This is a genomic window from Mycobacterium sp. (assembly GCF_046330795.1).
Lineage (GTDB): Bacteria > Actinomycetota > Actinomycetes > Mycobacteriales > Mycobacteriaceae > Mycobacterium.
Map to the genome: position 1 here is coordinate 434,171 of NZ_JAXLSA010000004.1, position 23,951 is coordinate 458,121.

Genomic DNA, 23,951 nt, shown 5'->3' on the forward strand with positions numbered 1-23,951 from the left:
TCAGGCAACCTCACCATCGGAAGTGACTGTGCCCGTGCCGAAGTCGACACCGAATGCCCGGTCGTAGTCGGCCAGATCGCGCAGTAGGTGAGCGCCCGCCTGCGGCGCCGCCCCGGCTTGAAACTGCTGGCGCAGAGTTGCGGCAACCTGAACGTGGGCCGGGTCGGTGAGGGTCTGTCGCGCCGCCCAGCAGCGCTCGTGTGCCGCCAGCAGGCACCCTGCCCGGCTCACTGTCACTTGGGTCAAGGTGGTGGTCACGTCGACGAGTTGGCCGATCGCAGTCGGATCCACGGAGTAGTCGTTGCCGGCCACCCGCACGTAATAGTCACGTCCCAGCCGCACCGAGGTCAGCGTCTGCACGACCGGCGGCACCGGCGGCAGCCTCAGCATCTGAGCTCGGTCGGCATCGAGGAAATCGATCGGGCGGCCATCGAGGACCCGCACCCGACGGCTGTTGGCAACCGGAAGCCATTGCTGGAGCTGATCATTGAAGTCTTGTGGTGAGGTGAAGTGACGGCCCGGCAGAAACGACGTCTCCAGATACCGGTTGGCTCGCTCGACTATCCCCTTGGATTCGGGGTCATAGGGTTTGAGTTGCACCAGCCGCGACCCCAACGTGCCCACCAACGCGGTGACCGGATCGGTCAGCCGGCCCCGACGTCCGATCCCGGCTTCGTTGTCCCACCACAGCTCACGCGGAACCGCGGCGAAGCTGCCCAAGAGCAGCTGCCACATCCCGGCCACCAGATCCATGGTCTGGCGCGAGGGCAGCATCACCGCGGTGATGAACCGGGAGAACGCGGCGACCATCACCAACACCGGCAGCATCGCCTCCTGGCCGAACCCGACCGCAATCTTGGGCGCGGGGAACCACAGGTCGCACTGGATCACCCGCCCCGGCGGATGCTCGAGGCGGTCGACCGGATCGGCGGGCAAGTACTCCGGACGGATCGCCCGGACCCGCTCCCGGAACCAGGAGATCGAGCCGGTCCACCCGACCCGCTCGGCGATCACCGTCGCCGGCAGCTGCGGATACGCCGATAACAAGGCCCGAATCCGTGGCTCCACCTCATTGATCGCCGACGGCATCGAGGTCCGCTCGTACTTCGGCGGACCATCACTGGCCAGCGCGCCGGCCACCGTGTCCCGCGCAATACCGAGCTGTCGTGCGATGGCCCGCTGCGACAAACCCTCGCTGCGGTGAAGATGCCGGATCAAGGCCCAGTCTTCCAAGGAGATCACCCATCCAATCTGATTGGGTGGCCTACTTTTCAACCGTCGCTACTGGCCGGAACTTCAACCGTCGTCAACAACGCCGGTTCCGGCGTCGTAGGTGACACTGCGTCCGGGATCGACGAACGGGGAGAATGTGATCCGTTCTCGCGCCGTATCCATGTCGATCGTCGGGTCGGCCCAGATTCCGGGCCAACCCCGACCGGCCCAGAAGGGGCCGCCGAGCGATATTCGCGCCGTGAGGCCCGAGATAGCTGACCATCGGTCCGCCCCGCCGTGTGCTTCCAGTACTCGGTCGACCAGATCCACCGCAGCATCCTCTTTCGTCGTCGATGTCATCCGTTGGAGACGACCTTGGCCCGGGTCTGGAGTCTGCGCGGGAGCTTGTGCCGATGTCGGCGACAAGTGCGGCAAATGTGGCGTGATCGGTGGCAGCCGAGGGGTTCGCGGCAGGCACCGTAGGAGTGTCCGGTTCTTGATCAGAGAGGCACAGACATGCCGCTTGGCTTCAATGTGTTCACCGCTCCCGAGAAACTCGTCGTGGGCGAACGCCCGCGCCCGTTCGGACCGCCACTGGGCTGGGACCCGACCACCTCGACGCTGATCTTCGGCGAGCGCGAGGCTGTTCTGGTCGACGCCCTGACCACCGTCGCCGAAGCTGAGGCGCTCGCTGCATGGATCGCTCTGCACAACCGCAAGCTCACTACCATCTACATCACCCACGGTCATTTCGACCACTTCTACGGTTTGTGTGTACTGCTTCGGCATTTCCCCGACGCACAGGCGATCGCCACACCCAGGTCGGTGGAACTCATGCACTCCCAGGCGATTCCGCTTCAGCACTTCTTCAGACAGTGCTGGCCCGGGCAGATCCCGGCCTCGATCACCGCGGCCGAATCTTTCGACGGCGACACCTTCACCCTCGAAGGTCACGAGCTCCGCATCATCGAGCAGGGTCGTACCGATACGGTGCACACCACATCAGTTCATGTTCCGTCGATCGACTTGGTCGTGGGCGGCGACGTGCTCTACAACCAGTGCAACATGTATGTCGGCGGTACCACCGCCGAAAGCCGCGCCAACTGGATCGCAGCCTTGGACCGACTCGCCGCGTTGAAGCCGAAACATGCTGTCGCCGGGCACAAGAAGGAAGGCGCGCCCGACACCCCGGACACGATCGAGGAATCCAAGCAGTACCTGACCGACTTCGGCCGACTGCAGCAGAGCACCACCAGTGACCGTGAACTCTACGACGAGATGAACAAGCTCTATCCACACTGGTCGAGTCCACAAGCGTGGCTGATGTTCGGTCTGGATCTCGGATCATTGGTCCGGCAGTGACCGAACCAGTTCGGGTCGAGGCGATCTTGGGGGCGTGGGAATTGGTGTCCTACGAAGTTCGAGGCAGCGACGGCGATCTGCTCGACCGGCCGTTGGGAACCGCCCCTGCTGGCATCATCGCGTACACCGAAGACGGGTTCATGTCGGCGCAGTTGATGAGCCGCGACCGACCGGCCTTCGACGAAGCCGATCCGCTCGGCGGCACCTCTGAGCAGACGGTCGCCGCGGCGCGTGGCTACCTTGCCTACGCCGGGCCCTTCGAGTTGGACGAGGCCAGTGGCACCTTCTATCACCATGTGTCAGTCTCCTTGCTGCCCAATTGGATCGGGCAACCTCAGATCAGGCATGGCCACGTCGGGGACGGCACGCTCACGCTGGCCGCCGACATCGACCACGCCGGTCAATCCGCTCGCGCGACGCTGGTGTGGCGGCGGCCGACGCGTTGACCTCACGCTAGGCCCTATGACGCCGCTTCGCCGGCACCTGCCGGACGGTGCCGAAAGGTTCGCCTGTACGCCCCTGCGGTGGTGCCCACGGCCTTATCGAAGTGGCGACGCAGTCCCTCGGTCGAACCGAACCCGGCCATCGCGGCGACCTCGCCGATGCTGAAGTCGGTGGTCTCCAGCAGCACCTTGGCACGGTTGATCCGTTCACGGATGATCCATTCGAACACCGTGATCCCGGTGGCAGCGCGGAACTTTCGGGCCAGGGTGCGTTCACTCATATGCTGGTGCGCGGCGATCTGGGCGAGAGTCAGCGGCTTTTCCACGTTATCGCGCAGCCACGCGAACAGCGGCTCCATCGACGTCGTGCGGCCGACGAGAAGGGAGTCCTTGACGAACTGTGCCTGGCCACCGGAACGCTGTGGCGCGCTGACCAGGACCCTGCTCATATCGTTGGCCGCGACCTGCCCGCGGTCCAGCGCCAGAAGGTGTAACGCCATGTCCATCGCAGCCATCCGGCCCGCGGAAGTGTGTACCCGGCCGTCATCGACGTAGAGCCGGTCGATATCGAGGCGTACCCGAGTAAAGGCTCGGCGGAACTCTGCGGCAAGCAGCCAATGCGTTGTCGCCGTGCGGCCGTCGAGCAGGCCCGCCTGGCCGAGAATGAAGGCACCGCTGCAGGTCGACACAATCCGCGCCCCCGCTTCATAGGCATCACGCAACGCTTCCAACACCTCGGCGTCGCGCGCCTCCAGGGGCTCGACCACACCGGGTACGACGACAGTGTCGGCATCACGTGCCACGTCGAGCGGAGCAAGGTCGCCGAAGTCGATCCCGCTGGGCAGCACCTGCCGCTGGCTGGCGCCACACAACACGACCTCGTACGGAGAGGGCTGATCGATGCCCATCACCTCCGCCAGCATGCCGGCCGGCTGACCGAACACGGTCTTCACCACATAGACGCCCAATGCAATGGTGTCGGGAAGAATCACCACCGCCACGACGTGCTTGTCTCGCCCCCGCGAGGTGTGCGGTGTCTTGCCGCCGGTACCAAAGGCAACGTCAGGAATGTTGGCGAGATTCATGTGTCAACCCCTCATCCGGATAGCGACTTCCACCTAACAAGTCCTGCCGTGGACGGACTATTCCGCCGGTGCGGGTTGGCGACAGTTCGTGACGAGCGGGCTCCGACGCATGGGCCTCCTCGCGCCACTGAAACGCAACGCGGATCTGTCCTGCAGCCACGGACACGATGTGCGAGTGGATCTCGCAGTGGCTGCAGAGTAGATCGGCGGGCTGGCAGTATTACGGCGTGACCGCGGCCAGTTCCCCGTCCGGTGCCGGCCGATTCGCGCCGAGCCCGTCGGCGGACCTGCACATCGGGAATCTGCGCACCGCGGTACTGGCCTGGCTGTTCGCCCGCTCGACGGCGCGGCGATTCCTGGTTCGCGTCGAGGATCTCGACGATCGCACCTTCGACGACGTCGCGGAGCGTCAGATCGCCGACCTGGCCGCCATCGGAGTGACCTGGGACGCCGAACCCGAGTACCAGACCGCACATTCCGCTCGCTACACCGCAGCGATCGATGACCTGGCCGCCCGCGGGTTGGTCTACGAATGTTATTGCAGCAGAAGGGAAATCCTGCAGGCCCCGCGCGCCCCGCACGCACCCGAGGGCGCGTATCCGGGGACCTGCCGCGACCTGACGGATGCCCAGCGCGCCGAACGCCGCGCGACCGGCCGCCCACCGGCGCTCCGATTACGTTCCGGGACAACCGAATACACCGTCACGGATCTGCTGCACGGCACCTACACCGGGGTGGTGGACGATCTGGTGCTGCGCCGCGGCGACGGGGTGCCGGCCTACAACCTGGCGGTCGTCGTCGACGACGCGGCCCAGGGTGTCGACCAGGTGGTCCGCGGCGACGACCTGTTGGCCTCCGCACCCCGGCAGGCCTACCTCGGCACCCTGCTGGGGCACCGGCCGCCGGTGTACGCGCACGTGCCCCTGGCCCTCAACACCGACGGCAAGCGATTGGCCAAGCGCGACGGCGCGGTGACGCTGGCCGAACTCGGGGTCCCGACAGCGCTGCGCCTGATCGCGGATTCGCTCGGCTACCGCGCCGACACCGTCGACGGCATGCTCGCCGAGTTCGACCCGGCGCGACTCCCGCGCGAACCGTGGGTCGACCGGCCCCGCTGATGGCAAGGTGTGCAGCATGTCTCCCGCCGTACGTGAGGCCGACGTCATCGTCGTCGGCGCCGGCCTGTCCGGTCTGATCGCTGCCCGCACCCTGATCGCCGCCGGCCTGCAACCGTTGGTCCTCGAGGCCGACGACCGGGTGGGCGGTCGGATCCTGACCGAGGAGGTGGCCCCGGGCCTTCCCGTCGAGATCGGCGCCCAGTGGATCGGCGACACCCACCGCCGGATGTTCGCACTGGCCGCCGAACTGGGTGTGGAGACATTCGCCCAGTACGACCAGGGCGAGACCTCGTACGAGTTGGTGGGCTCGGGAGTGCTGCGGGAGAACACCTTTCACGAACGTTTCGCCGACGATCTGGCAGAGCTGGAGAAGGTGCTGCGCAGGCTCGACGAACTGGCCGCCGAGGTCCCCACGGACGCACCGTGGTCGGCCCCGCACGCCGCGGAATGGGACGCCATCACCGCCGGATCCTGGTATGACGCACAAGGACTTTCGCCGGTGGCCCGCGAACTGTTGGAGATCTGCACGGTGGGCATCCTGGCGGTGCCGACCGTCGAGGTGTCCTTCCTGCACCTGCTCTTCACCATCCAGACCTGCGGGGTCACCTCCGAGCTGTTCGCCGAGTCCGAGGGCGGCGCGCAGACCACCCGGTTCGTCGGCGGCACCGCCGAGATCCCCAACCGGCTGGCCGCCCTCATCTCCGAGCACATCGTGCTGGGCGCCCCGGTGCAGCTGATCGAGCACAGCGCCGACCGTGTCACGGTGCACTGCCGGGGCGGGTTGGTGGCGCGCGGACGGCGGGTGATCGTGGCGATCTCTCCGACGCTGGCCGGCCGGATCATGTACGACCCCCCGCTGCCCGGCACGCGCGATCTGCTCACCCAGCGGCTGCCCAACGCGTCGGCGATGAAGGCGTTCTTCGTCTACGACGAACCGTTCTGGCGGGCCGACGGCCTCAACGGCCAGGTGATCTCCGATGTCGGGCCGGCCCGGATGTCCAACGACACCTGCATGCCCGGCGACGATCACGGCGTGATCCTGCTGTTCCTGGAGGGCGAGCAGGCCCGGACCTTCGGCCGGATGCCGCAGGAGGACCGCCGCGACCTGCTGGCGGCCGAACTGGTTCGGCACTTCGGTCCCCGGGCCGCCCGTCCCGAGCTGTACACCGATGGCGAGTGGTCCGAGCGGCAGTGGACGCGTGGCTGCTACAACACCAATTTCGGACCGCTGGTGTGGACGCACTTCGGTGCCGCACTCGCCGAACCCATCGGCGTGATCCATTGGGCCTCAACGGATACCGCGGACCAGTGGAGCGCGTACATGGAGGGCGCGGTGGAGGCGGGCGAACGGGCCGCGCACGCCGTGATCGCCGAACTCACACCGTGACGGGCAGCGCCACCATCCCCCGCAGGGTGACGTTCGGTTTGTAGGCCGGCTCGGCCGCCAGCCGCGCCTGCGGGAATCTCGCCGCCAACGCCGTCAGCGCCATCACGGCCTCCAGCCGGGCCAGCGGGGCACCCAGGCAGAAGTGCGGGCCCAGCCCGAACGCCAGGTGCCGGATGGCGCCACGGTCGGGGTCGAACCGGTCCGGGTGGTCGTAGCTGGCCGGATCCCGCTGCGCGCCGGCCAACAGCAGCATCATGATGTCGCCCTTGGGCACGTGCACGCCGCCGACGGTCATGTCCTCGGCGGCCACCCGACTGGTCATCTGGACCGGCGGGTCGAATCGCAACGTCTCCTCGACGACAGCGGCCGCCCGGCCGGGATCGTCGACCAGCGCCGACCACTGAGCCGGATCGCGCAGCAGCGCCAGCACCGCATTGGCGATGAGGTTGACCGTCGTCTCATGCCCGGCGATCAGCAGCAGGTTGCACGTGGCGACGATCTCCTCCGCGCTGAGGTGGTCGCCGTCCTCCTCCGCGGCGATCAACGCCGAGATGAGGTCCTCACGCGGTGCTTCCCGGCGCTGTCCGATCAGGTCGCGCAGGTAGCCGCGCAGCCACAACCCGGCCTGCACCCGGTCATCGAAGTCGTCGGACACCTGCCCGGTGAACGCGACGAACGGATCCAGGCCCTGCGCCAGCAACGCCGACGCGCGGCTGAACTGCGGCTCGTCCTCCATCGGCACGCCGAGCAGCCGGCAGATGACCGCCACGGGCAGCGGATAGGCCAGATCGGCAATCGCGTCAAAGGTTGTCGGGGTGCTGCCGATATCCGCGAGCAATCCCTCGACCAGGGCGGCGATCTCGGGTTCGAGCGCCTTGACCACCCGGGGCGCGAACGCCTGCTGGGCGAGCTTGCGCAGGCGCGTGTGATCCGGCGGGTCCAGGAACAGGAATCCCGGCTCACCCAGCGGGCGGACCGCCTGGCCGCTGGCGACCGCCTGCTGGGTCACGGTGGCCTTCATCCGATCGCTGGCCGACATCGGGTGCCGCAGGATCTCGTCGCAGGAATCGAAGTCGGAGAACACCACGAGGTGCATGGCCGGTAGCTCCAGCACGCCGTGTTCGCGGATCTGCGCGTAGAGCGGATAGGGGTCGGATCGGCTGGCCGGGTCCAGCAGCCGCACGAGCAGCTCCTGCGGATCGGTGACGGCGGTCATGACTCCAGTGTGCCTGCCCGGGCCGAGCACCCGGATTCCGCGCTTTCCCTGCGGACGACGCTCGCCGCCCGCACAGTGGTGGGGTGACGGACACCGCGGTATCGGTCGTCGATGCCCACATCCACCAATGGGACCCCTACACCACGCCGCGGGTGACCTCGACGGCCGCCAAGATCCTGCGCCGCGCACCGATACTCGCACCGGCGCTGCGGCGAATGTTCCCGCGCCCGGTCCGCGACTTCGTCGGCGATCCGCAATACGTGCTCGCCCCCTACCTGCCCGCGGACTACCGCGCCGACGGCGCCCCGGCCGGCGTCGGAACCGTGGTGCACGTCGAAGCCGGTTGGCACGCAAAGGATCCCCTGGGCCCGGCCGAGGAGACCCGCTGGATCGCCCGGCTCCCTTTCGGCCTCGGCGGCGCACCGGCGCTGGGTGCCATCGTCGTCCACGCCGACCCGACGCAGCCGACATTCGGTGCACTGCTGGACGCCCACCTGGCCGCGAGCCCGCTCGTTCGCGGGGTTCGTTGTATGGCCGCACACAGCGACGACCCCGGCATCATGGACTGGAACCCGGCCGCACACCTGTACACGGATCCGGCGTTCCTGCGTGGCTTCGCCGCCCTCGCGGAGCGCGATCTGAGCTTCGACATGTGGGCGTACGCGCACCAGCTGCCCGATGCGCTGGTCCTGGCGCGCGAGTACCCCGACACCTCTTTCGTCCTCGACCACTACGGCACACCGGCGGGCGCGTTCGGCCCCGCCGGACGCGCGACCGGGACCGACGCCGCGACACGGCGCGACATCGTGGCACGGTGGCGCGACGACATCGCGGCACTCGCCGGACTACCCAACGTCGTCGCCAAGCACAGCGGCCTGGGCATGCCGGTGCTCGGCCTGGGGCCGGTTCCGTATCCGCAGCGGCGCGACGCCGCGGCACCGTTGATCACGCACCTGCAGTCCTCGTTCGGCCCGGAGCGCACGTTCTGGTCCTCGAACTTCCCGATGGACAAGCCCAATATTTCTCTGGCACAGAGTGTTTCGCTGCTGCGCGACGTGCTCGGCGACCAGTTCGACGAGTCCCGCATCCTGCGGGACAACGCGCGCCGGGTCTACCGGGTGGCCGTGCCGTAGTAGCGGCCCAGGGTGTGCCCGCGCAGTTCGTCGAATTCGCCGGCGGTGATCGACGCCCGGATCTGGTCGACCAACCGGATGATGAACCGCTCGTTGTGGATGGTGCAGAGCGTCGCGGCCAGGATCTCCTTGGCCTTGAAGAGATGGTGGACATAGGCGCGCGTGTAGTTGGCGCAGGTGTAGCAGTCGCATTCGGGATCCAGCGGCGTGAAGTCCCGCTTGTACCGCGCGCCGGTGACGTTGTACCGGCCGGTGACCGAGTAGATGGCGGCGTTGCGGGCCACCCGGGACGGCGACACGCAGTCGAACGTGTCGGCGCCGGCGGCGACGGCCGCGAACAGGTCGTCGGGTTCACTGATGCCCAGCAGGTGCCGCGGTTTGTCCTCGGGCAACTCGTCGGTCACCCAGCCGACGATGGTCGCGAGGTTCTGCTTCTCCAGGGCTCCCCCGATGCCGTAGCCGTCGAAGCCGTTGCCGTCGTCGTCCGCCAGCGACACCAGCCCTCGGGTCGCGGCCCGGCGCAGATCCTCGTACTGCGCGCCCTGCACCACCCCGAACAGGGCCTGATACGGCTTGCCGGCGCGTTCGAGCGTCAACCGCCGGTGCTCGGCCAGGCACCGCACCGCCCAATCATGGGTCCGCTGCACCGACTGTTCCTGGTAGCCGCGAGTGTTGACCAGCGTCGTGAGTTCGTCGAACGCGAAGATGATGTCGGCGCCCAGTTGGTGCTGGATGCCCATCGACACCTCCGGGGTGAACCGATGGGTCGAACCGTCCAGGTGTGAGGTGAACGTCACGCCGTCGTCGTCGACCCGCGCGAGACGGTCCTTGCCCTTGGCGATGATGTCGTCGGCCTGCACCCGCTCGGTGTCCATCGCGAGCACCTTGCGGAAACCCGAGCCCAGGGAGAGCACCTGGAACCCGCCGCTGTCGGTGAACGTCGGCCCGGACCAGTTCATGAAGGCGCCCAGGCCGCCGGCCTCGTCGACGACATCGGGACCGGGCTGCAGGTAGAGGTGGTACGCGTTGGCCAATACCGCTTGGGCACCAAGGGATTTCATGGTCTCCGGCAGGACGGCCTTGACCGTGGCCTTGGTGCCGACGGCGATGAACGCCGGGGTCTGGATATCGCCGTGCGGCGTGTGGATGACCCCGGTGCGGCCGCGGGTGCCGGGCAGGCGCTCGCCCACCGTGAAGAAGTCCGCCACGTCAGGTATTCAACCCGATGCCCGGCCGTTTCCCGACCGGCGCCGCGCCGGTCGGCCCACCCGCAGCACCGGCCAGCCGTGTTCGGTCGCCGCCGCGGCCAGCCCGGGGCGCGGGTTGACCGGCCGCGGATTGCCGACCTCGAGCATGAGCGGTAGATCCTCGGCGCCGTCGGCGTAGAAGTAACTGTGCTGCAGCTCAACGTCATTGGCCGCGCAGAAGTCCGTGACGGCCTGCGCCTTGCGTCGGCCCCAGATGATCGGCCGGATGATCGCCCCGGTCAGCCGACCGTCGGCGTCGACGTCGAACCGATTGCAGATGACGTGCGGGATGGCCAGTGCGGCCGCGATGGGCGCGGCGTGCATGGTCATCGCCGACGAACACATCACCAGGGTGTGACCGGCCTGCCGATGCGCGGCGACGACGTCCCGCATCTCGGCGTGCACGCGGGATTCGATGCGCTGCACATAGAGCCGGCTGCCCAGTTCGTGCAACTCGTCCAGCGACTCACCGCGCAGATAACCGCCGGCGCGGGACAGCAGATGCTCGAACCGCATCCGGCCGAATCGGTAGCGCAGCGCCGCCTCGAGCGTTCCGGTCAGCTCACCGAGCCGGGCCTGCCGGTGCCGGATCCGGTGCCCGAGATGGACCGCGGCGGTGAACCCCTGCACCAACGTGCCGTCGAGGTCGAAGAACGCCCCGACACGTGCGCCCGTCGGTCCGGCGAGGATCTCGGCGGGGATGTCCGGGATGGCCTCCATTGCCGCTGAATCTACCGGCGACCGACCTGCCCGGCTGCGGCCGGAGCGCGGGGGCGATACTCGACACCATGAAATCTGCTCTGGTTCTCGGTCTGACGTCTGCGGCCGTGGTCGCTTCCCTCGCCGGTTGCTCGGCCGCCAAGGACGGTGCCGACCACGCCACGTCGACGGCGGGATCGGCGGCCACCAGCAGCGCCGTCGCAGGATCCGAGACCAGCGCACCTGCTGGTGCGCCCGCGACCCCGGCCGCACCAGGCGCCAAGCCGGGAACGGGCCACGTCTCGCTCAACAACGCCGACCTGGGCGCCGAGGCCGCGGTGACGTGCGAGACCGCATCTGGCGTGGTCACCGTCACCATCGAGTCGAACCCCAAGACCACCCTGGTCGTCACCGACGAGGCCAGTCCGGCGATCCAGACGGTCACCATCGGCGAACTGGGCTCCGGCCCGTCGCTGGCCTATGTGAACGGCGTTTCCGGGAAGGTCGAGGCCACCCGCACCGGCAGCACCTTCACGGTCAGCGGAACCAGCACCGGAGCGACGGCCGACGCACCGGACAAGCCCATCGACCTTCCGTTCGACATTGCGGCCACCTGCCCCTGACCGGACGGCTACATTCATCGCGTGAACAGGTTCTTCGTTGGGGCAGTGGTCGGACTGGCCGCGGTGGCCGGGTGTTCGTCGCACACGGCGCCTCCCCCACCCACGCCGGCCGGCTCACTGACCGCCGGCACCGCCCGCATCACGGTCAACGACGACGACCTCGGGGAGTTCCACGCGGTCCAGTGCACGCCCGCCGGCGCCTACCTGACCATCAGCACCGGCAACGATCAGCAGGGCAGCACCGCGGTGATCTCCAACGCCGACGGTCTGGTCGCCAAGTCGGTCAGCCTCCGCGATCTGGCCAATTTCACGGGCAGCTTCAACGAGGGCCTCGGCGGTAAGGCGGACGTATCGCTGTCCGGGTCGACATACACCATCACGGGCACTGCCGACGGTTTCGCCACCGACAAACCCAGCTTCCGGTCCAGCGGCACCTTCACCATCAAAGCCGCCTGCTGACCTGCAGCGATCAGCCGGCTGCGGGCCATCAGCGGCCGATCAGACTACACCCAGTTTCGCTATTCGGCGTCCGTTCGGATCGCGACGAACCATACTTCTCCGTGAAGTCCGACGGCGTCGTCGGGCACCAAAAAAAGGAGATGCAGGGGTGAAGCAAGCTTTCGTGCTCACGGTGGGCGGGGCGGCCATCGTGTTCAGCAGCCTCGTCGGCTGTTCCAGCAACAAGTCGGTCAGCGACGCGACCTCCTCGGCCAAGGAGACCGCCAAGAGCGCCGCCTCCGAGGCCAGCAGCGCGGTGACGTCGGCCACCGACGCCGTCAAGGGCAACCCCGAGGCCGGCAAGGCCAAGGTCAGCATCGACGGCCAGGACCAGAATGTCGAGGGCACCGTGGTGTGCACCGCGATGGGCGGAAACGTCCAGATCGCGATCGGCAACGCGACCACCGGTATCGGCGCCCAGCTCACCGAGGGTGACTCGCCGGCCGTGAAGCAGGTCGGACTGGGCAACGTGAACGGCGTCGCCCTCGGATTCACCGAAGGCGCCCCGGGCGGGGAGGCCACCGCCACCAAGGACGGCAACACCTACACCATCAAGGGCACCGCGACGGGGGTCGACATGGCCAACCCGATGCAGCCCATGACCAAGCCGTTCGAGATCGCGGTCACCTGCCCGTAGTTCTCGCACGACGTTCCCGACCGAGGGCGGCACCCACTGCGGGTGCCGCCCTCGGCACGTTCAGGCCAGCCGCTCGCACAGCCGGTCGAGGAAAACCGTTTGCGCCGCAAGGAGTTTGACCCGGGCGACCTCCAACCGCACCCATTCGACACGATCCACCTCCGGGAAATCCCGGAGCCGGCCGGAACCGCGCGGCCACTCCAATTCGACTGTGTTGCTATGCGTTTCGGTCACGTCCAGGTCGGCGGCCACCGCGAAGGCGGTCACCACCTTGCCAGCCGACTGCCGGATCTCACCGAGGTCGACGCGTTGCCCGTCGGGCACCGGCAGACCCAACTCCTCGGCGAATTCGCGCCTGGCCGCCTGCCACGGATCCTCGTCATCGGTGTATTCGCCCTTGGGGATGCTCCATGCGCCGTCGTCCTTGCGGGCCCAGAACGGGCCTCCGGGATGGACGATGAGCACCTCGAGGTCGGTGCCCGTACCGCGATGGAGCAGCACTCCCGCACTGCGCCTGGGCATCTCAGACGCCGAAGGCGCGCTCGAGGTCGGCCAACGAATCCTCGAGGTGGCCCAGTAGCCGCTGCAGATGCGGCACGCTGCGCCGGCAGCCGATCAGCCCGAAGTCCAGATTCTTGTCATTGCTCACCAGGGTGATGTTCAGCGCCAGGTTGTCCATCACGATGGAGACCGGATAGTCCCCCGACATCCGCGCGCCGCACCAGTACATCGGCTGCCGCGGCCCGGGCACGTTGGAGATCACGACGTTGAACGGCGGTGGCGCCGCGGCGACGTAGCCGGGGACGGCGCCCAGACCCAGCGGGGCGATCATCAACGCGGACAGGGCCAGCGCCTCCGTCCTCGGCAGGGAGGCGAACACTTCCTTGTTGCCGCGCATCGACGCGCTGATGGCCTCGAGACGGTGGCCCGGATCCTCGACGTCGGTGGCCAGGCTGCAGAGCACGGTGCCGACCATGTTCCCGCCAGCGCTGCTGTCCCCGTCGGAGCGCATGTTCACCGGGACCATCGAGATCAGCGGGGCGTCGGGCAGTGCGTTCTGCTCGATCAGGTAGGCCCGCAGCGCCCCGGCGCACATCGCGAGCACCACGTCGTTGACGGTGACCCCCGCCGCCGCCTTGACGCGCTGGATCCGTTCGAACGGCCACGACTGCGCGGCGAACCGCCGGGCTCCGCCGATCTTGACGTTGAACATCGTCCTGGGTGCGGTGAACGGCAATGTCAACTGCTGCTCGATCAGCGCCGCATTGGCGAGTTTGACCGTCGAGGGAGCCAGGCCCGCAACGGATCCCACCGTTCCGGCGATCGTGCGCAGCAATCCCGGACCCTCCACCGCGGGCCTCTTGGAGGTCCTCGCCGGCAGGGCCCACGGCACCCGCAGTTCGGTGTCGTCGGGATCGTCCGAGAGCGCCCGCATGGTGAGCTTGAGCGCCGACACCCCGTCGACCAGCGAGTGATGCATCTTGGTGTACACCGCGAACCGGCCCTCGGGCAGGCCCTCGATGACGTGGGCCTCCCACAGCGGGTGGTGCCGGTCGAGCAGCGTGCTGTGCAGCCGAGAGATCAGCTCGAGCAGATCACGGATCCGGCCGGGTGTGGGCAGCGCCGACCGCCGCAGGTGGTAGCTGACGTCGACGTCGTCGTCGACCGTCCAGCCGATGTTGGCGATCCCGCCGAGCAGCGTCGCCGGACGCTTGCGGAACATCGGCGAGAAGTCGGTGAGCGCGGTCACCTGCTCGTAGAGCTCGTGCACGAAGCCGTCCGGGCCATTGGCGGGTGGGTCGAACAGTTGCAACGCGCCGACGTGCATCGGGTGCTCGCGGGACTCGCCGATGAGGAAGATCGAGTCCGTCGGGGACAGCAGTTCCATGCGTCATTCCTACCCGCCCGGGGCGCCACCGAGGTCCGCTTCGATCAGGAGGTGACGAACCGCTCTCGATAGACGGCCAGCCGGCGACCGACGGCATCGGCGTCCAGACCGAGATCCTCGGCGTTGTACCGGACGCCGCCGTGCCGGCCGCGGGGATGCTCGGTGCGGAACTGCGTCATCGCCGCGCGCGCCTGCGCGGTCAGCGGCTGACCGGCCAGCTCGTAGATCCGGGCGATGGTGCCTTCCTCGTCGGCCATGAAGTCAGTGAACCGGACGTCGATCGACTGTCCGGCCGGCAGCAGGTCGCGGTCACGCAGGCAGCCGCCCAAGAGGTCCCCGGCCCGGTCGAGCCAGTACCGGGAGATCGCCACGGGGTCGGGATGATCGTTGGCCATCCGCGACGCGTAGCTGATCATCGTTGCCATCGACAACGTCACCTCGACCGGATCCCGATGCGTCACAATGAAAGTCGCATCCGGAAAGGTATTCAGCAGGGTGGGGAACTGCTCGAGATGCTGGGGGGATTTCAGCAGCCACCGGCCGCCCGCGTCGGGGCGCAGCCACTGCATGGCCCGCAGCTGCATCTTCATGTGCTGGTACGACGCGGACTGGTCGTGGGCCTTGTAGTGCGCGGCGAAACTCGGGATCCGGTACGTGGTTTCGAACAGCATGCCGGAGATGTCGTTGGCGAGGAGCTGGATCTCCTCGTGCGCGTGATCGACGGTCATATCGTGCATCCGCTTGAACTCGGGCATCGAGGTGTTCACGATGTCCAGACCGGCCGCGCAGCGGTCCCGCCGCGCCTGTTCGCCCGGCTCGTCCGGCGCCGGGAAGGGTTCCAGACTCTCCCAGTAGGACAGCTGCCGCAGGTCCGGATCGGCGGCCATCAGGTTGTGCAGGTGCGTCGTGCCCGTGCGGGGCAGTCCGCAGATGATGATGGGCCGTTCGATCGGGATGTCCGCGATCTCCGGGTGATCGGTGAGCAGCGCCTGCAGCCGCAGCCGGTTGATCAGGTTGCCCACCAGTTGCTCGAAGACCATGGCCACGCCGGTATCCGACAGGCCCGCCTCGGTCCGCAGCGCGGTGCACAGGATGTCGAGCCGCTCCCGGAACGCCGGGTCCCCGAAATCGCTCAGGCCGGTGCGCGCCGTGGCCGCCTCCCGCAGCGCCTCGGGTTCCAGGCGCAGGGTCGCGCCGTAGCCGGCCAGCCCATCGCGGATCGGTTGGGACGCTTCGGGGTACACCGGATCGGCCAGATCGGTCAGCCGGATATCGGCCGGCCGGGTGCTCACTGCACGTCCTTGACGTCCACGACGCGACACTGGGGCCGGGCCGGGGTCGCCTCGGGCAGGAACCAGCGCAACCAGATCAGCCCCTTGCCGCGGCCGGCCGTCGACACCCAGTTCGGGTGGCCGGGGTCGGATGGGCTGACGACGACGCGCCAGGAGCCGTCGGGTTCGTACTGCACCTCGGTGCCGTTGATGGTCACCCGTTCCCGCCGGAAGTCGTAGGTGTGCAGGAACGGATTCCACAGGCACAGGTTCCAGAACACGCAGTCCGGCGAGGTGCCCTCGATGATGAGCGCCTGATCCGGGCCCAGTTCGTAGCAGCCCATTGCGTAGGCGGCGTCGCCGGCCGCCCAGCCGTAGGTCTGGCTGGGCACCGGGTACGGTTCGGCGATCTCGTTGGGCGGGTTCAGGTTGATCGGCACCATGTTGAACTGCTCGCGCAGCCAGGTCCGGGCCGCCCGCAACCGCCGGTCCAGATCCTCGGGAGAGTCGTTGCGGCGCAACGGCGGATCGACGGTCCGAACCTTCCAGACCGGCCGCCGGTCGGTGTCGCGGGCGGTCACATAGTCGCGGGTGATACCGACCACCGCGTCGGGTTCGAGCTTCAGCCACGGGCCGGGCTGGGGATCGGGGCTCATGGTGAACGAGAAGTTCCCGTCGGCGTCGAATTCGAGTTGCCGGTCGTTGAGAGTGCCGACGATCCGGTCGCTGTAGCGGCCGTCGTCGGGGCCGCCGTAGACCGTCATCGACAGGTACACCGCGTCGCCGCGGTTGCCGCTGACGTGGTAGGTCCGGGCCGGGTCGACGGGCATGCACTGGTAGTAGGCATCGGAGTTGTCACCGCCCCACTTCAGGTAGGGCCCGATGACGTCGGACAGGATCGGATCGTCCTTGTCGGCCCAGACATAGGTGTCCACGGCGACCCGCAGCAGGGAGAAGCCCAGCCGGTAGCCATCGAGCAGATCCTGTTGCGGCAGAGGGGGATCCGCCTCGCGTAGCTTCTGTTCGAAGGCGCGCAGCTCGTCGAGCAGTTCGTTGTAGGCCTGGGTCAGATCCGTCATGGCTTGTCCCTTCTGATGGCTCCCTGCAGGATCAGCGAGCACAGTTCCTCGATGAGGTCGGTGGTGTCGGTCCGGTGCTGGACCTGGACGGCGAAGAAGGCCGATCCGATGAGCAGTTCGTAGAGCGTGCCGATCTCCAGGTCCGCACGCAACGCCCCCGCGTCGATGCCGCGCCGGGCCAGTGCAGTGAATGCCCCGCGGGTCTGCTCGTCCAGTAGCTGCTGGGTCCGGATCTGCAACTCCGGATCGCGGGCCCGGTCGGCCAGGATCCCCAGCGCGGCGGCCCGTACCACCGGTTCACCCCAGAATTCGACTGTGCCACGGACGAACTCGCAGATCTCGGCCTCGATCCCCCCGGCGCCGATCGGCATCCGGTCACCCGGTTCACCGAAGGCCGCGTCGAACACCACGTGCGCCTTGGATGGCCAGCGGCGGTAGATCGTGGGCCGGCTGACGCCGGCCTCCTTGGCGATGGCGTCAATGGACACCTGGTCGTAGCCATCGCGGGCGAGCAGGTGCCGGGTGGCGGCCATGATCGCGTCGTCAGTGCGCGGGTCACGCGGTCGTCCGCGTCCCGTGTCACCATTGGTCACGCGATTATATTTACAATACGTAACGTAATTAGGTCAAGGGTTACTTCTTCGGACGCACACCCACTGCCCGGTAGACCAACAGGGGATCCACAGCGCACCAGAGCTGCGTCGACGGCAGGTCCCCCAGCAGGTCATCGGTGATCGCGTGTCTGTACTTCAGGCTCATCGAGCCACTGAACGCCGGGTCGACCGCGTGCAGCGCGACGTCCAGGAGCAACCCGTCCGGACCGATCGTCACCCGGCCCGCTCCGCGCGGTACGTACCAGGGCGAGTCGATCGCCATCAACCGGGGGTCGGCACCGGTGGGTAGCGTGGCGACCACCCGGGTGGCGGTCAGGGCGAAGGCGCCGCGAAAGCGGGTGGCGCTGGCCGACGAGAACACTCCCGGTACGTGGCCGCTGAAATGCCGTACCACAGAGGCCCTTTCGGCCATCACGAGGACGTGCTCCCGGGCCAGCTGATCCTGGATCTCGGCCGGGAACCTCGACGTGGACCACCAGTTCCGCCAGAAGCCGGACACGTCAGATGCGGTGGGGCTCAGCCGCCGAGGCCGTCGGCGATCTTCTTGGCCTGCTTGCCGGCGACGTCGAGCACGAACTCCTGCGGCACCGGATCGCCGGCGGCACTGTCGAATTCGAGTGTGGTGAAGGCCGGCCCCTGCGTGAACAGCAGGACGGTCACCTCCTTGGCGCCGTCGGGCGACTTACCCGCGACGATCACCGAGTCCGTTCCGATCGACGCCGATGCGGGGGTGCCGCCGACGACCGAACTACCGAGGGCGGCCTTGGCGCCCTGCAGTGCGGTTGCCGCACCCGCGGCGTCGGGCAGGACCAGGATGGTGTCGCCGATCTCGCGGGTGTCGCCACCGTTGGAGAACACCGTGGCCACCCCGTCCGCACCCGCCGGGTTCATGGTGGGCTCCTGGGCGGTGAACGTGTCGCCCGGTGCCACGATGTCGGCCGCGTCGATCAACAGCTTGCTGCGATCGGCGGCCGCGGCGGTCGGCGACGCCTTGCTCGTGGCCGCCGCACTGGTCGACTCGGACTTGGCCGAGGAGGTGGATGACGCCGGTGCTTCTGACTTTCCACCGCATCCGGCGGTCAACAGGGCCGCAGCCGCAACTGCCGCCACCGCCGCCTTCGGGCCGATGTTCATGCGTGTTCTCCTCGGGATCTCAGGACGGACGAGCAATCGGCGAACGGTAGACAGGGCGAATTGGAACGGAATTGGAGGGACGTCGTTCGCTGCCGAAGAGCAGCACGGGGGAGCTCCGGATGGCTCGTCGCCGTTGCATTCCGCCGCGGAAGAACACCTGGGAGACCCCCATTGAAATAGCCCCTCACCTGCGTGGACAGGTTCGGGGCTATGGCGGTGGCGGAGGGATTTGAAGCATAAATCGGGTGCTGGTTGACCAGGCCATGTACGCCTGAACAGCGGATGTGAATCAACGGCGATCACCCGAAGTATCTGTAACTGTGGGCAAAATGTGGGCACATGGTGGGTCACGCACCGCGACCGACGAATAGCCCGCACCCGTTCTTCGAAATCGTCAGCCCTTGGGACATCCGGGTGCGAAGATGTGCCGCATGAGGGCGGGGACAGTAATGGTGGCGACGTTAACGGCAGCGGTGCTCACGCTGGTCGGCGGTTTCGTGGCCGGGACACCGGTTGCCCGGGCCGACAACCGGTGCACGAATCAGATCGACTACGCGGGTGACCTTCGATCCAATGCTGAGATCAACTCGATCGGCGCCCTGACTGGCCAGTGCCCGCTACCGATGTCTCAGGAGTACGGACTGCCGGGATTAGTCAGCGGCGCAGTAGAAGGTGCTCCGTGTGCCAACTTCGAGCGATTCCAGTTTGGACAGACATCGACTGGCGCACAAATGATCTGCTCTGCACAAGGCGACGGGACTGGAAAATGGGTGCGTGCTATCGGCGTGATCGGTGTTCGCCAGGTGGGTGCACCGTGCATCGGTGAGCAACAGTATGGGGCGCAGTCGCCACAGGGCCAGCCTCTGGTGTGCGACTCCCAAACTGGGTGGCAACCGAACTGAAGTGCCGGTACCGCACATCGATGCGGTCCACGTCTTGGGCGACGCTCAACGTCAGGTACGGATTACCGGTCTTCTCCCGCCAGCGCACCAGCAGTCGGTCATCGGCGTTCATCTGCGTCAACTCCTTGGTCCCACGTCCTGCGGTACGGGCGGACGACACTCAGGGCAGGCACGTCCGTAGGTGTAGCCACCGTGGGTTCCAGGTGGTTCGGATTCGTTACCCGCCCGAGGACCCGCCGGTACTGGTAACGCCCACACCGGTCATAGCCCCAGTGCCAGCCGTTGTCGTCGTCCACGGTTCAACCCCCATCGCCAAGCCCCAGGATGTCAGTACCCGGTGACACCATCACCGGGTGAATGGACCCAGTCTGCTCGAACTGACCCTGTTCGTGGCCGATGTTGACCGCTCGTTCGCCTTCTACACGGCGTTGGGCGTCGACCTGTTTCTCGTCGAAGAACCAGGACACCCACGGCATTACGACGGTGCACTCGGGAATACCGCTGTTCAGATCTATCCGGCAGATGACCGACCAGCCACCACGGTTCAGCTCGGATTCCGTGTTCCCGATATCGCCGCAATCGCCCATCGACTCGACGGCGTCGGCGTTCTTTATGAGCTACCGCTGCGACATCGGCTGACCACCCGGGACCCCGACGGGAATCGGGTTCATTTGAGTCAGCTTCGTGACAATATGCAGGACTAGCTGCTGCGGTAGAACCGGGGGGACGGATGCAGTTCGACATCGAGTTGATTGCCCGCGAAGTGGACACATTCCGGCAGAAGATCGGCGAGGACTATGAGGTCGAGGTCGACCTCGACCGGCATGCACTTCCCTTTCTGCGAAAAGTTGTCGAGAAGATGGGCCAGAACCGCCCGGCGGGCTTCGACCCGCTCGACCAGCACCTGTCCAACGCGGAGGTTTTCCGAGCAGCAGTGATGTCGTTGGGCAGCAGCATGCGCGATTGGGCAGTTTTCAAACGCAGGGCCGACGCGGCGAACCTCGACGAGGTCCTCCACCACTACGACCCCGCCGCCGTCGCCGACGACGTTGACCGCGCAGCGTTGGAATCCATCTTCTACGGACTGACCGCCAGAACCGACATCGACGCAATCATCAAGTGGGCGCATCGATTAGCCGCCGATGACGACTACTACGCCACCATCTGCGACGTCGGCAACGCTTTCAACGACCTCAACGGCGCCCCGTTAGACCCAGCGCACCTTATGCCGTGTGTCGTGTCGTACTTCGTCAATCCGACAGTCAGGTGGCCGGGCAACGAGTACCTGACACGCGCCGCGGTCGTCCCCGTGGCCGAACGCAAAGTCCCGGGGATGTCCCACGCCCTCGGCAGTGAGTTTCTTCGAAATCTGGGCTGGCCCGGCTTCAAACCCGATGTACACATTGTTGGATTGCTCAACACGTGGGTGGAGCACGATGAACTATCAGCGTTGGCTGCGACCGCGGGTTTCGAGCGGCTGTTGATGCTCATCAAACAGCGCAATCAGCCAGTCCAGAATTACCTTCGGTACACCCTCGCCGGGGTGGCACTGACGCCAGAGCACATGACCTACACCGAGACCGACAACCTGCTGTGGATGTTCGGCCACTACGTCGGCTCCAAACAGGCCAAAAAGACAGCCGATGACGGACGGCCATTCGTCTCGTGAATCGCCTGGGTGCAAGGACGTCGAACGATCCGCTGTTGTCCGCCCCGCGCTGTATAAAGTTCCGTTCAGTTCCATGTTGACGAGGGTGAAGGGGCGCAGAGGGTGATCACCGGCGAGTTGAAGAGCAAGGTCGACCGGGTGTGGGACGCCTTCTGGTCCGGCGGCATCTCCAACCCCCTGGAGGTCATCGAGCAGATCACCTACCTGTTGTTCATTCGACGCCTGGATGACCTCAACATCCTGGCGGAGAAAAAGGCCCACCGCACCGGCAAGAGCGAGGGTGTCATCTTCGGCCCCGATCAGCAGGATCTGCGGTGGTCGCGGTTCAAGAACGACGAACCCGCCGTCATGTACAAGACGGTCGGCGGCAAGGTCTTCCCATTCCTCCAGGCTCTCGGCGGGGACGGCTCGACCTACGGCGAGCACATGAAGGACGCCCGGTTCACCATCCCGACCCCGCAATTGTTGTCGCGGGTGGTGGACATGCTCGACGACATCCCGATGGCCGACCGGGACACCACCGGCGACCTGTATGAATACCTGCTGTCCAAGATCGCCACGGCAGGCGTCAACGGCCAGTTCCGGACCCCTCGACACATCATCAAGCTGATGGTCGACATGGTCGCCCCACAACCGTCGGATGAGATCTGCGACCCCGCCTGCGGCACCGCAGGGTTCCTGGTCGCAGCATCGGAGTACGTCCGCGAACAACACCCCTCGGTCCTGACCGACGCGGCGCAGCGGAAACACTTCCACGCCAGCATGTTCCACGGCTACGACTTCGACGCCACCATGCTGCGCATCGGCAGCATGAACATGCTGCTGCACGGCGTCGAATCACCGGACATCCGCTATCGGGACTCCCTGTCGGAAGGGGCGAGCGGGGACGCCGAGAAGTACACCCTGATCCTGGCCAACCCTCCGTTCGCCGGGACGCTGGACTACGAGTCGACCTCGAAGGACCTCCAACGGATCGTCAAGACCAAGAAGACCGAACTGCTGTTCCTGGCCTTGTTCCTGAAGCTGCTCAAGCCGGGCGGACGGGCGGCGGTCATCGTCCCCGACGGAGTTCTGTTCGGCTCCTCCACCGCCCACAAGGCCCTTCGGCGAATCCTTGTCGAAGACCAGAAACTCGACGGAATCGTCAAGCTGCCCTCCGGGGTGTTCCGCCCCTATGCCGGTGTCTCTACCGCCATCCTTCTGTTCACCAAGACCAACTCCGGTGGCACAGAGGATGTCTGGTTCTACGACGTGCAGGCCGACGGGTTCTCCCTCGACGACAAGCGGAACCCCGTCGAGGCAAACGATCTGCCCGATGCCCTCACCCGATGGGGCAAACGCACTACGTCCGAACGGAAACGGGCCAGGACCGACCAATCCTTCTGCGTCCCAAAGGCCGACATCGTCGCCCAGGGCTACGACCTTTCCCTCAACCGATACAAGGAGATCGTCCACGACGACGTGGAACACCGACCCCCGTTGGAGATCATCGCCGACATTGAGAAACTCGAAGAGGAGATCACCAAGGGTCTGGCCGAGCTGAAGGCGATGCTGTCGTGAAGGTGGCGCGGCTGGGGGAAGTCGCTGAACTTGTCAGCGGCGGTACACCTTCGAGGACGAATGCCGACTATTTCGGTGAGGGCACACCATGGGTGTCAATCACTGATCTCAATGATTCCTACGTCAAGCAGACGAAGGAATCACTCACTCCTGCTGGTCTTACGAATAGCGCAGCGAAGGTCATTCCTGATGGCACAGTCCTGGTGGCCATGTACGGCGCATCCATCGGAAAGCTCGGTATCGCCGGGCGGAGCCTCTCCACCAACCAAGCCATCGCGGCGGTCCAACCCGACCACAAACGCCTCAACCGGCAGTACCTCTTTCACTATCTGCTGTCGCAACGTGAACAGCTGCGGTCACGTGGTCGTGGAGGAGCGCAGCCCAACATCAGCCTAGGCGACCTAAAGAACTGGCCAATCCCGTTGCCGGACTTGGCCGAACAGCGCCGGATCGCCGATATTCTCGACCATGCGGAGGGTCTACGGACCAAGCGTCGCAGCGTGCTTCGCCGATTAGCGAGTTCGATCCAGTCGATCTTCTGCGACATGTTTCAGGACGCCATCAGTGCGGACGGAACTCCCCTTTCAGACCTAGTCGAAGAGTTTCGATACGGCACGTCCGTCAAATCGACGCGCGCCGGGCAACCGGTATTGAGGATCCCCAACGTGCTCGGTGGCTCGCTAGACCTCAGGGACCTCAAGTTTGTGGAGCTTGGTGAGGCGGAGTCCAAGCGCCTTCAACTCAAGGACGGCGATCTACTCTTTGTTCGAACGAATGGGAACCGTGAAAACGTCGGTCGGTGTGCCGTGTTCACTGCCGAACCGTTCGAAAAAGCAGGACTCTCCAAGGAAGGCGTGGTGTACGCCTCGTACTTGATTCGGGCGAGGCTGCACGGCAATCTCCTGTCACGTTTCGCCGCCACTTATTTGAATGGACTCGGGCGGCGACAGCTCACGAAAAACTCGACGACCTCGGCAGGCCAGTACAACATAAATATCGAGGGGCTTCGCGCGGTTAGGGTGCCGCACCCCTCGCTGGACGACCAGCGAGCATTCTTGAATCGCACGACATTGATCGACGTGCATATGAAGCAATCTGTTGCCCAGCTTGACCAACTCGACTCCCTAGTCGCCTCACTCCAGTCCCGCGCATTCTCTGGAAACCTGTGATCGTC

25 protein-coding genes are annotated in these 23,951 nt (G+C 66.4%); 12 read left to right on the plus strand and 13 right to left on the minus strand.

What is annotated here, in order from left to right:
• Together istA and U0R18_RS16590 are read right to left on the minus strand one after the other, a co-directional pair.
• A complete protein-coding gene (gene istA, locus U0R18_RS16585; protein ID WP_526370283.1) occupies window positions 1–1,242 on the minus strand; it encodes an IS21 family transposase in 1,242 nt (413 codons plus the stop codon).
• 54 nt (window positions 1,243–1,296) lie between these two features.
• Window positions 1,297–1,542, minus strand: coding sequence for a hypothetical protein (locus tag U0R18_RS16590; protein ID WP_526370285.1), 246 nt, complete (start codon window positions 1,540–1,542; stop codon window positions 1,297–1,299).
• 186 nt (window positions 1,543–1,728) lie between these two features.
• Here U0R18_RS16590 and U0R18_RS16595 point away from each other — a divergent pair, with 186 nt between their 5' ends.
• Together U0R18_RS16595 and U0R18_RS16600 are read left to right on the plus strand one after the other, a co-directional pair.
• On the plus strand, window positions 1,729–2,574 hold the full coding sequence (locus tag U0R18_RS16595; protein WP_526370287.1) for an MBL fold metallo-hydrolase: 846 nt from the start codon (window positions 1,729–1,731) through the stop codon (window positions 2,572–2,574).
• Window positions 2,571–3,020, plus strand: coding sequence for a lipocalin-like domain-containing protein (locus U0R18_RS16600; protein WP_526370289.1), 450 nt, complete (start codon window positions 2,571–2,573; stop codon window positions 3,018–3,020). Before U0R18_RS16595 ends, U0R18_RS16600 begins: the two co-directional genes overlap by 4 nt.
• Window positions 3,021–3,034: 14 nt before the next feature.
• Here U0R18_RS16600 and U0R18_RS16605 read toward each other — a convergent pair whose 3' ends face one another.
• The gene (locus U0R18_RS16605; RefSeq protein ID WP_526370291.1) at window positions 3,035–4,102 is read right to left on the minus strand and encodes a GlxA family transcriptional regulator; all 1,068 of its coding nucleotides are present in this window, start codon (window positions 4,100–4,102) and stop codon (window positions 3,035–3,037) included.
• A 167-nt stretch (window positions 4,103–4,269) separates the two neighbouring features.
• On the opposite strand from U0R18_RS16605, the gene gluQRS reads away from it, so the two are divergent.
• Window positions 4,270–5,220, plus strand: coding sequence for a tRNA glutamyl-Q(34) synthetase GluQRS (gluQRS, locus tag U0R18_RS16610; RefSeq protein WP_526370293.1), 951 nt, complete (start codon window positions 4,270–4,272; stop codon window positions 5,218–5,220).
• Window positions 5,221–5,236: 16 nt separating this feature from the next.
• Complete coding sequence (locus U0R18_RS16615) at window positions 5,237–6,607, plus strand: flavin monoamine oxidase family protein (protein ID WP_526370295.1); 1,371 nt, start codon at window positions 5,237–5,239, stop codon at window positions 6,605–6,607.
• Here the strand turns inward: U0R18_RS16615 and U0R18_RS16620 are convergent.
• Complete coding sequence (locus tag U0R18_RS16620; RefSeq protein WP_526370297.1) at window positions 6,597–7,823, minus strand: cytochrome P450; 1,227 nt, start codon at window positions 7,821–7,823, stop codon at window positions 6,597–6,599. The two genes, U0R18_RS16615 and U0R18_RS16620, sit on opposite strands and share 11 nt — an antisense overlap.
• An 83-nt stretch (window positions 7,824–7,906) precedes the next feature.
• Between U0R18_RS16620 and U0R18_RS16625 the strand changes: the two genes are divergently transcribed.
• Window positions 7,907–8,956, plus strand: a complete 1,050-nt coding sequence (locus U0R18_RS16625) for an amidohydrolase family protein (RefSeq protein ID WP_526370299.1) — start codon at window positions 7,907–7,909, stop codon at window positions 8,954–8,956.
• On the opposite strand, the gene tgt is transcribed toward U0R18_RS16625, so the two are convergent.
• The gene (tgt, locus tag U0R18_RS16630) at window positions 8,935–10,164 is read right to left on the minus strand and encodes a tRNA guanosine(34) transglycosylase Tgt (protein WP_526370301.1); all 1,230 of its coding nucleotides are present in this window, start codon (window positions 10,162–10,164) and stop codon (window positions 8,935–8,937) included. The genes U0R18_RS16625 and tgt overlap by 22 nt on opposite strands.
• A gap of 9 nt (window positions 10,165–10,173) precedes the next feature.
• Window positions 10,174–10,923 carry an HAD-IB family hydrolase gene (locus tag U0R18_RS16635; protein WP_526370303.1) on the minus strand — a complete coding sequence of 250 codons (750 nt, stop codon included), beginning with the start codon at window positions 10,921–10,923 and terminating at the stop codon, window positions 10,174–10,176.
• Window positions 10,924–10,991: 68 nt separating this feature from the next.
• On the opposite strand from U0R18_RS16635, the gene U0R18_RS16640 reads away from it, so the two are divergent.
• From U0R18_RS16640 to U0R18_RS16650, 3 genes are all read left to right on the plus strand, one after another.
• Window positions 10,992–11,525 carry a lipoprotein LpqH gene (locus U0R18_RS16640; protein WP_526370305.1) on the plus strand — a complete coding sequence of 178 codons (534 nt, stop codon included), beginning with the start codon at window positions 10,992–10,994 and terminating at the stop codon, window positions 11,523–11,525.
• 21 nt (window positions 11,526–11,546) lie between these two features.
• The gene (locus U0R18_RS16645; RefSeq protein WP_526370307.1) at window positions 11,547–11,984 is read left to right on the plus strand and encodes a lipoprotein LpqH; all 438 of its coding nucleotides are present in this window, start codon (window positions 11,547–11,549) and stop codon (window positions 11,982–11,984) included.
• Window positions 11,985–12,132: 148 nt separating this feature from the next.
• Window positions 12,133–12,660: a lipoprotein LpqH gene (locus tag U0R18_RS16650; protein ID WP_526370309.1), complete on the plus strand. Its 528-nt coding sequence runs from the start codon at window positions 12,133–12,135 to the stop codon at window positions 12,658–12,660.
• Window positions 12,661–12,720: 60 nt separating this feature from the next.
• Here U0R18_RS16650 and U0R18_RS16655 read toward each other — a convergent pair whose 3' ends face one another.
• From U0R18_RS16655 to U0R18_RS16685, 7 genes are read right to left on the minus strand one after another with little or no spacing between them, the layout of a single operon-like run.
• Entirely contained in the window at window positions 12,721–13,182 is a 462-nt protein-coding gene (locus tag U0R18_RS16655) for an NUDIX hydrolase (RefSeq protein ID WP_526370311.1), read from the minus strand.
• Between the two features lies 1 nt (window position 13,183).
• Window positions 13,184–14,548, minus strand: a complete 1,365-nt coding sequence (locus U0R18_RS16660; RefSeq protein ID WP_526370313.1) for a WS/DGAT/MGAT family O-acyltransferase — start codon at window positions 14,546–14,548, stop codon at window positions 13,184–13,186.
• A gap of 44 nt (window positions 14,549–14,592) precedes the next feature.
• Window positions 14,593–15,840 (minus strand): sulfotransferase, encoded by a 1,248-nt coding sequence (locus U0R18_RS16665; RefSeq protein WP_526370315.1) that lies wholly within the window; start codon window positions 15,838–15,840, stop codon window positions 14,593–14,595.
• Window positions 15,837–16,898, minus strand: a complete 1,062-nt coding sequence (locus U0R18_RS16670) for a DUF1214 domain-containing protein (protein WP_526370317.1) — start codon at window positions 16,896–16,898, stop codon at window positions 15,837–15,839. Before U0R18_RS16670 ends, U0R18_RS16665 begins: the two co-directional genes overlap by 4 nt.
• Complete coding sequence (locus U0R18_RS16675; protein WP_526370319.1) at window positions 16,895–17,491, minus strand: TetR/AcrR family transcriptional regulator; 597 nt, start codon at window positions 17,489–17,491, stop codon at window positions 16,895–16,897. Before U0R18_RS16675 ends, U0R18_RS16670 begins: the two co-directional genes overlap by 4 nt.
• Window positions 17,492–17,531: 40 nt before the next feature.
• Entirely contained in the window at window positions 17,532–18,011 is a 480-nt protein-coding gene (locus tag U0R18_RS16680; RefSeq protein ID WP_526370321.1) for a hypothetical protein, read from the minus strand.
• Window positions 18,012–18,028: 17 nt separating this feature from the next.
• Window positions 18,029–18,646 (minus strand): hypothetical protein, encoded by a 618-nt coding sequence (locus U0R18_RS16685; RefSeq protein WP_526370323.1) that lies wholly within the window; start codon window positions 18,644–18,646, stop codon window positions 18,029–18,031.
• Between the two features lie 1,255 nt (window positions 18,647–19,901).
• Between U0R18_RS16685 and U0R18_RS16690 the strand changes: the two genes are divergently transcribed.
• The 4 genes from U0R18_RS16690 (at window position 19,902) to U0R18_RS16705 (ending at window position 23,946) form a co-directional block, all read left to right on the plus strand.
• A complete protein-coding gene (locus tag U0R18_RS16690) occupies window positions 19,902–20,252 on the plus strand; it encodes a VOC family protein (protein WP_526370325.1) in 351 nt (116 codons plus the stop codon).
• A 26-nt stretch (window positions 20,253–20,278) separates the two neighbouring features.
• Window positions 20,279–21,217 (plus strand): hypothetical protein, encoded by a 939-nt coding sequence (locus U0R18_RS16695; protein ID WP_526370327.1) that lies wholly within the window; start codon window positions 20,279–20,281, stop codon window positions 21,215–21,217.
• A 102-nt stretch (window positions 21,218–21,319) separates the two neighbouring features.
• The gene (locus U0R18_RS16700) at window positions 21,320–22,777 is read left to right on the plus strand and encodes an HsdM family class I SAM-dependent methyltransferase (protein WP_526370329.1); all 1,458 of its coding nucleotides are present in this window, start codon (window positions 21,320–21,322) and stop codon (window positions 22,775–22,777) included.
• Window positions 22,774–23,946, plus strand: coding sequence for a restriction endonuclease subunit S (locus tag U0R18_RS16705; protein WP_526370331.1), 1,173 nt, complete (start codon window positions 22,774–22,776; stop codon window positions 23,944–23,946). The genes U0R18_RS16700 and U0R18_RS16705 overlap by 4 nt, the downstream gene beginning before the upstream one ends.
• Window positions 23,947–23,951 lie beyond the last annotated feature (5 nt).

What these genes read in the sequence shown, in the direction of transcription:
- U0R18_RS16595 (WP_526370287.1), top strand. Translation starts at nt 1,729, where the DNA reads ATGCCGCTTGGCTTCAATGTGTTCACCGCTCCCGAGAAACTCGTCGTG.
- U0R18_RS16605 (WP_526370291.1), bottom strand. Translation starts at nt 4,102, where the DNA reads ATGAATCTCGCCAACATTCCTGACGTTGCCTTTGGTACCGGCGGCAAG.
- gluQRS (WP_526370293.1), top strand. Translation starts at nt 4,270, where the DNA reads ATGTGCGAGTGGATCTCGCAGTGGCTGCAGAGTAGATCGGCGGGCTGG.
- U0R18_RS16615 (WP_526370295.1), top strand. Translation starts at nt 5,237, where the DNA reads ATGTCTCCCGCCGTACGTGAGGCCGACGTCATCGTCGTCGGCGCCGGC.
- U0R18_RS16620 (WP_526370297.1), bottom strand. Translation starts at nt 7,823, where the DNA reads ATGACCGCCGTCACCGATCCGCAGGAGCTGCTCGTGCGGCTGCTGGAC.
- U0R18_RS16635 (WP_526370303.1), bottom strand. Translation starts at nt 10,923, where the DNA reads ATGGAGGCCATCCCGGACATCCCCGCCGAGATCCTCGCCGGACCGACG.
- U0R18_RS16640 (WP_526370305.1), top strand. Translation starts at nt 10,992, where the DNA reads ATGAAATCTGCTCTGGTTCTCGGTCTGACGTCTGCGGCCGTGGTCGCT.
- U0R18_RS16655 (WP_526370311.1), bottom strand. Translation starts at nt 13,182, where the DNA reads ATGCCCAGGCGCAGTGCGGGAGTGCTGCTCCATCGCGGTACGGGCACC.
- U0R18_RS16660 (WP_526370313.1), bottom strand. Translation starts at nt 14,548, where the DNA reads ATGGAACTGCTGTCCCCGACGGACTCGATCTTCCTCATCGGCGAGTCC.
- U0R18_RS16670 (WP_526370317.1), bottom strand. Translation starts at nt 16,898, where the DNA reads ATGACGGATCTGACCCAGGCCTACAACGAACTGCTCGACGAGCTGCGC.
- U0R18_RS16685 (WP_526370323.1), bottom strand. Translation starts at nt 18,646, where the DNA reads ATGAACATCGGCCCGAAGGCGGCGGTGGCGGCAGTTGCGGCTGCGGCC.
- U0R18_RS16695 (WP_526370327.1), top strand. Translation starts at nt 20,279, where the DNA reads ATGCAGTTCGACATCGAGTTGATTGCCCGCGAAGTGGACACATTCCGG.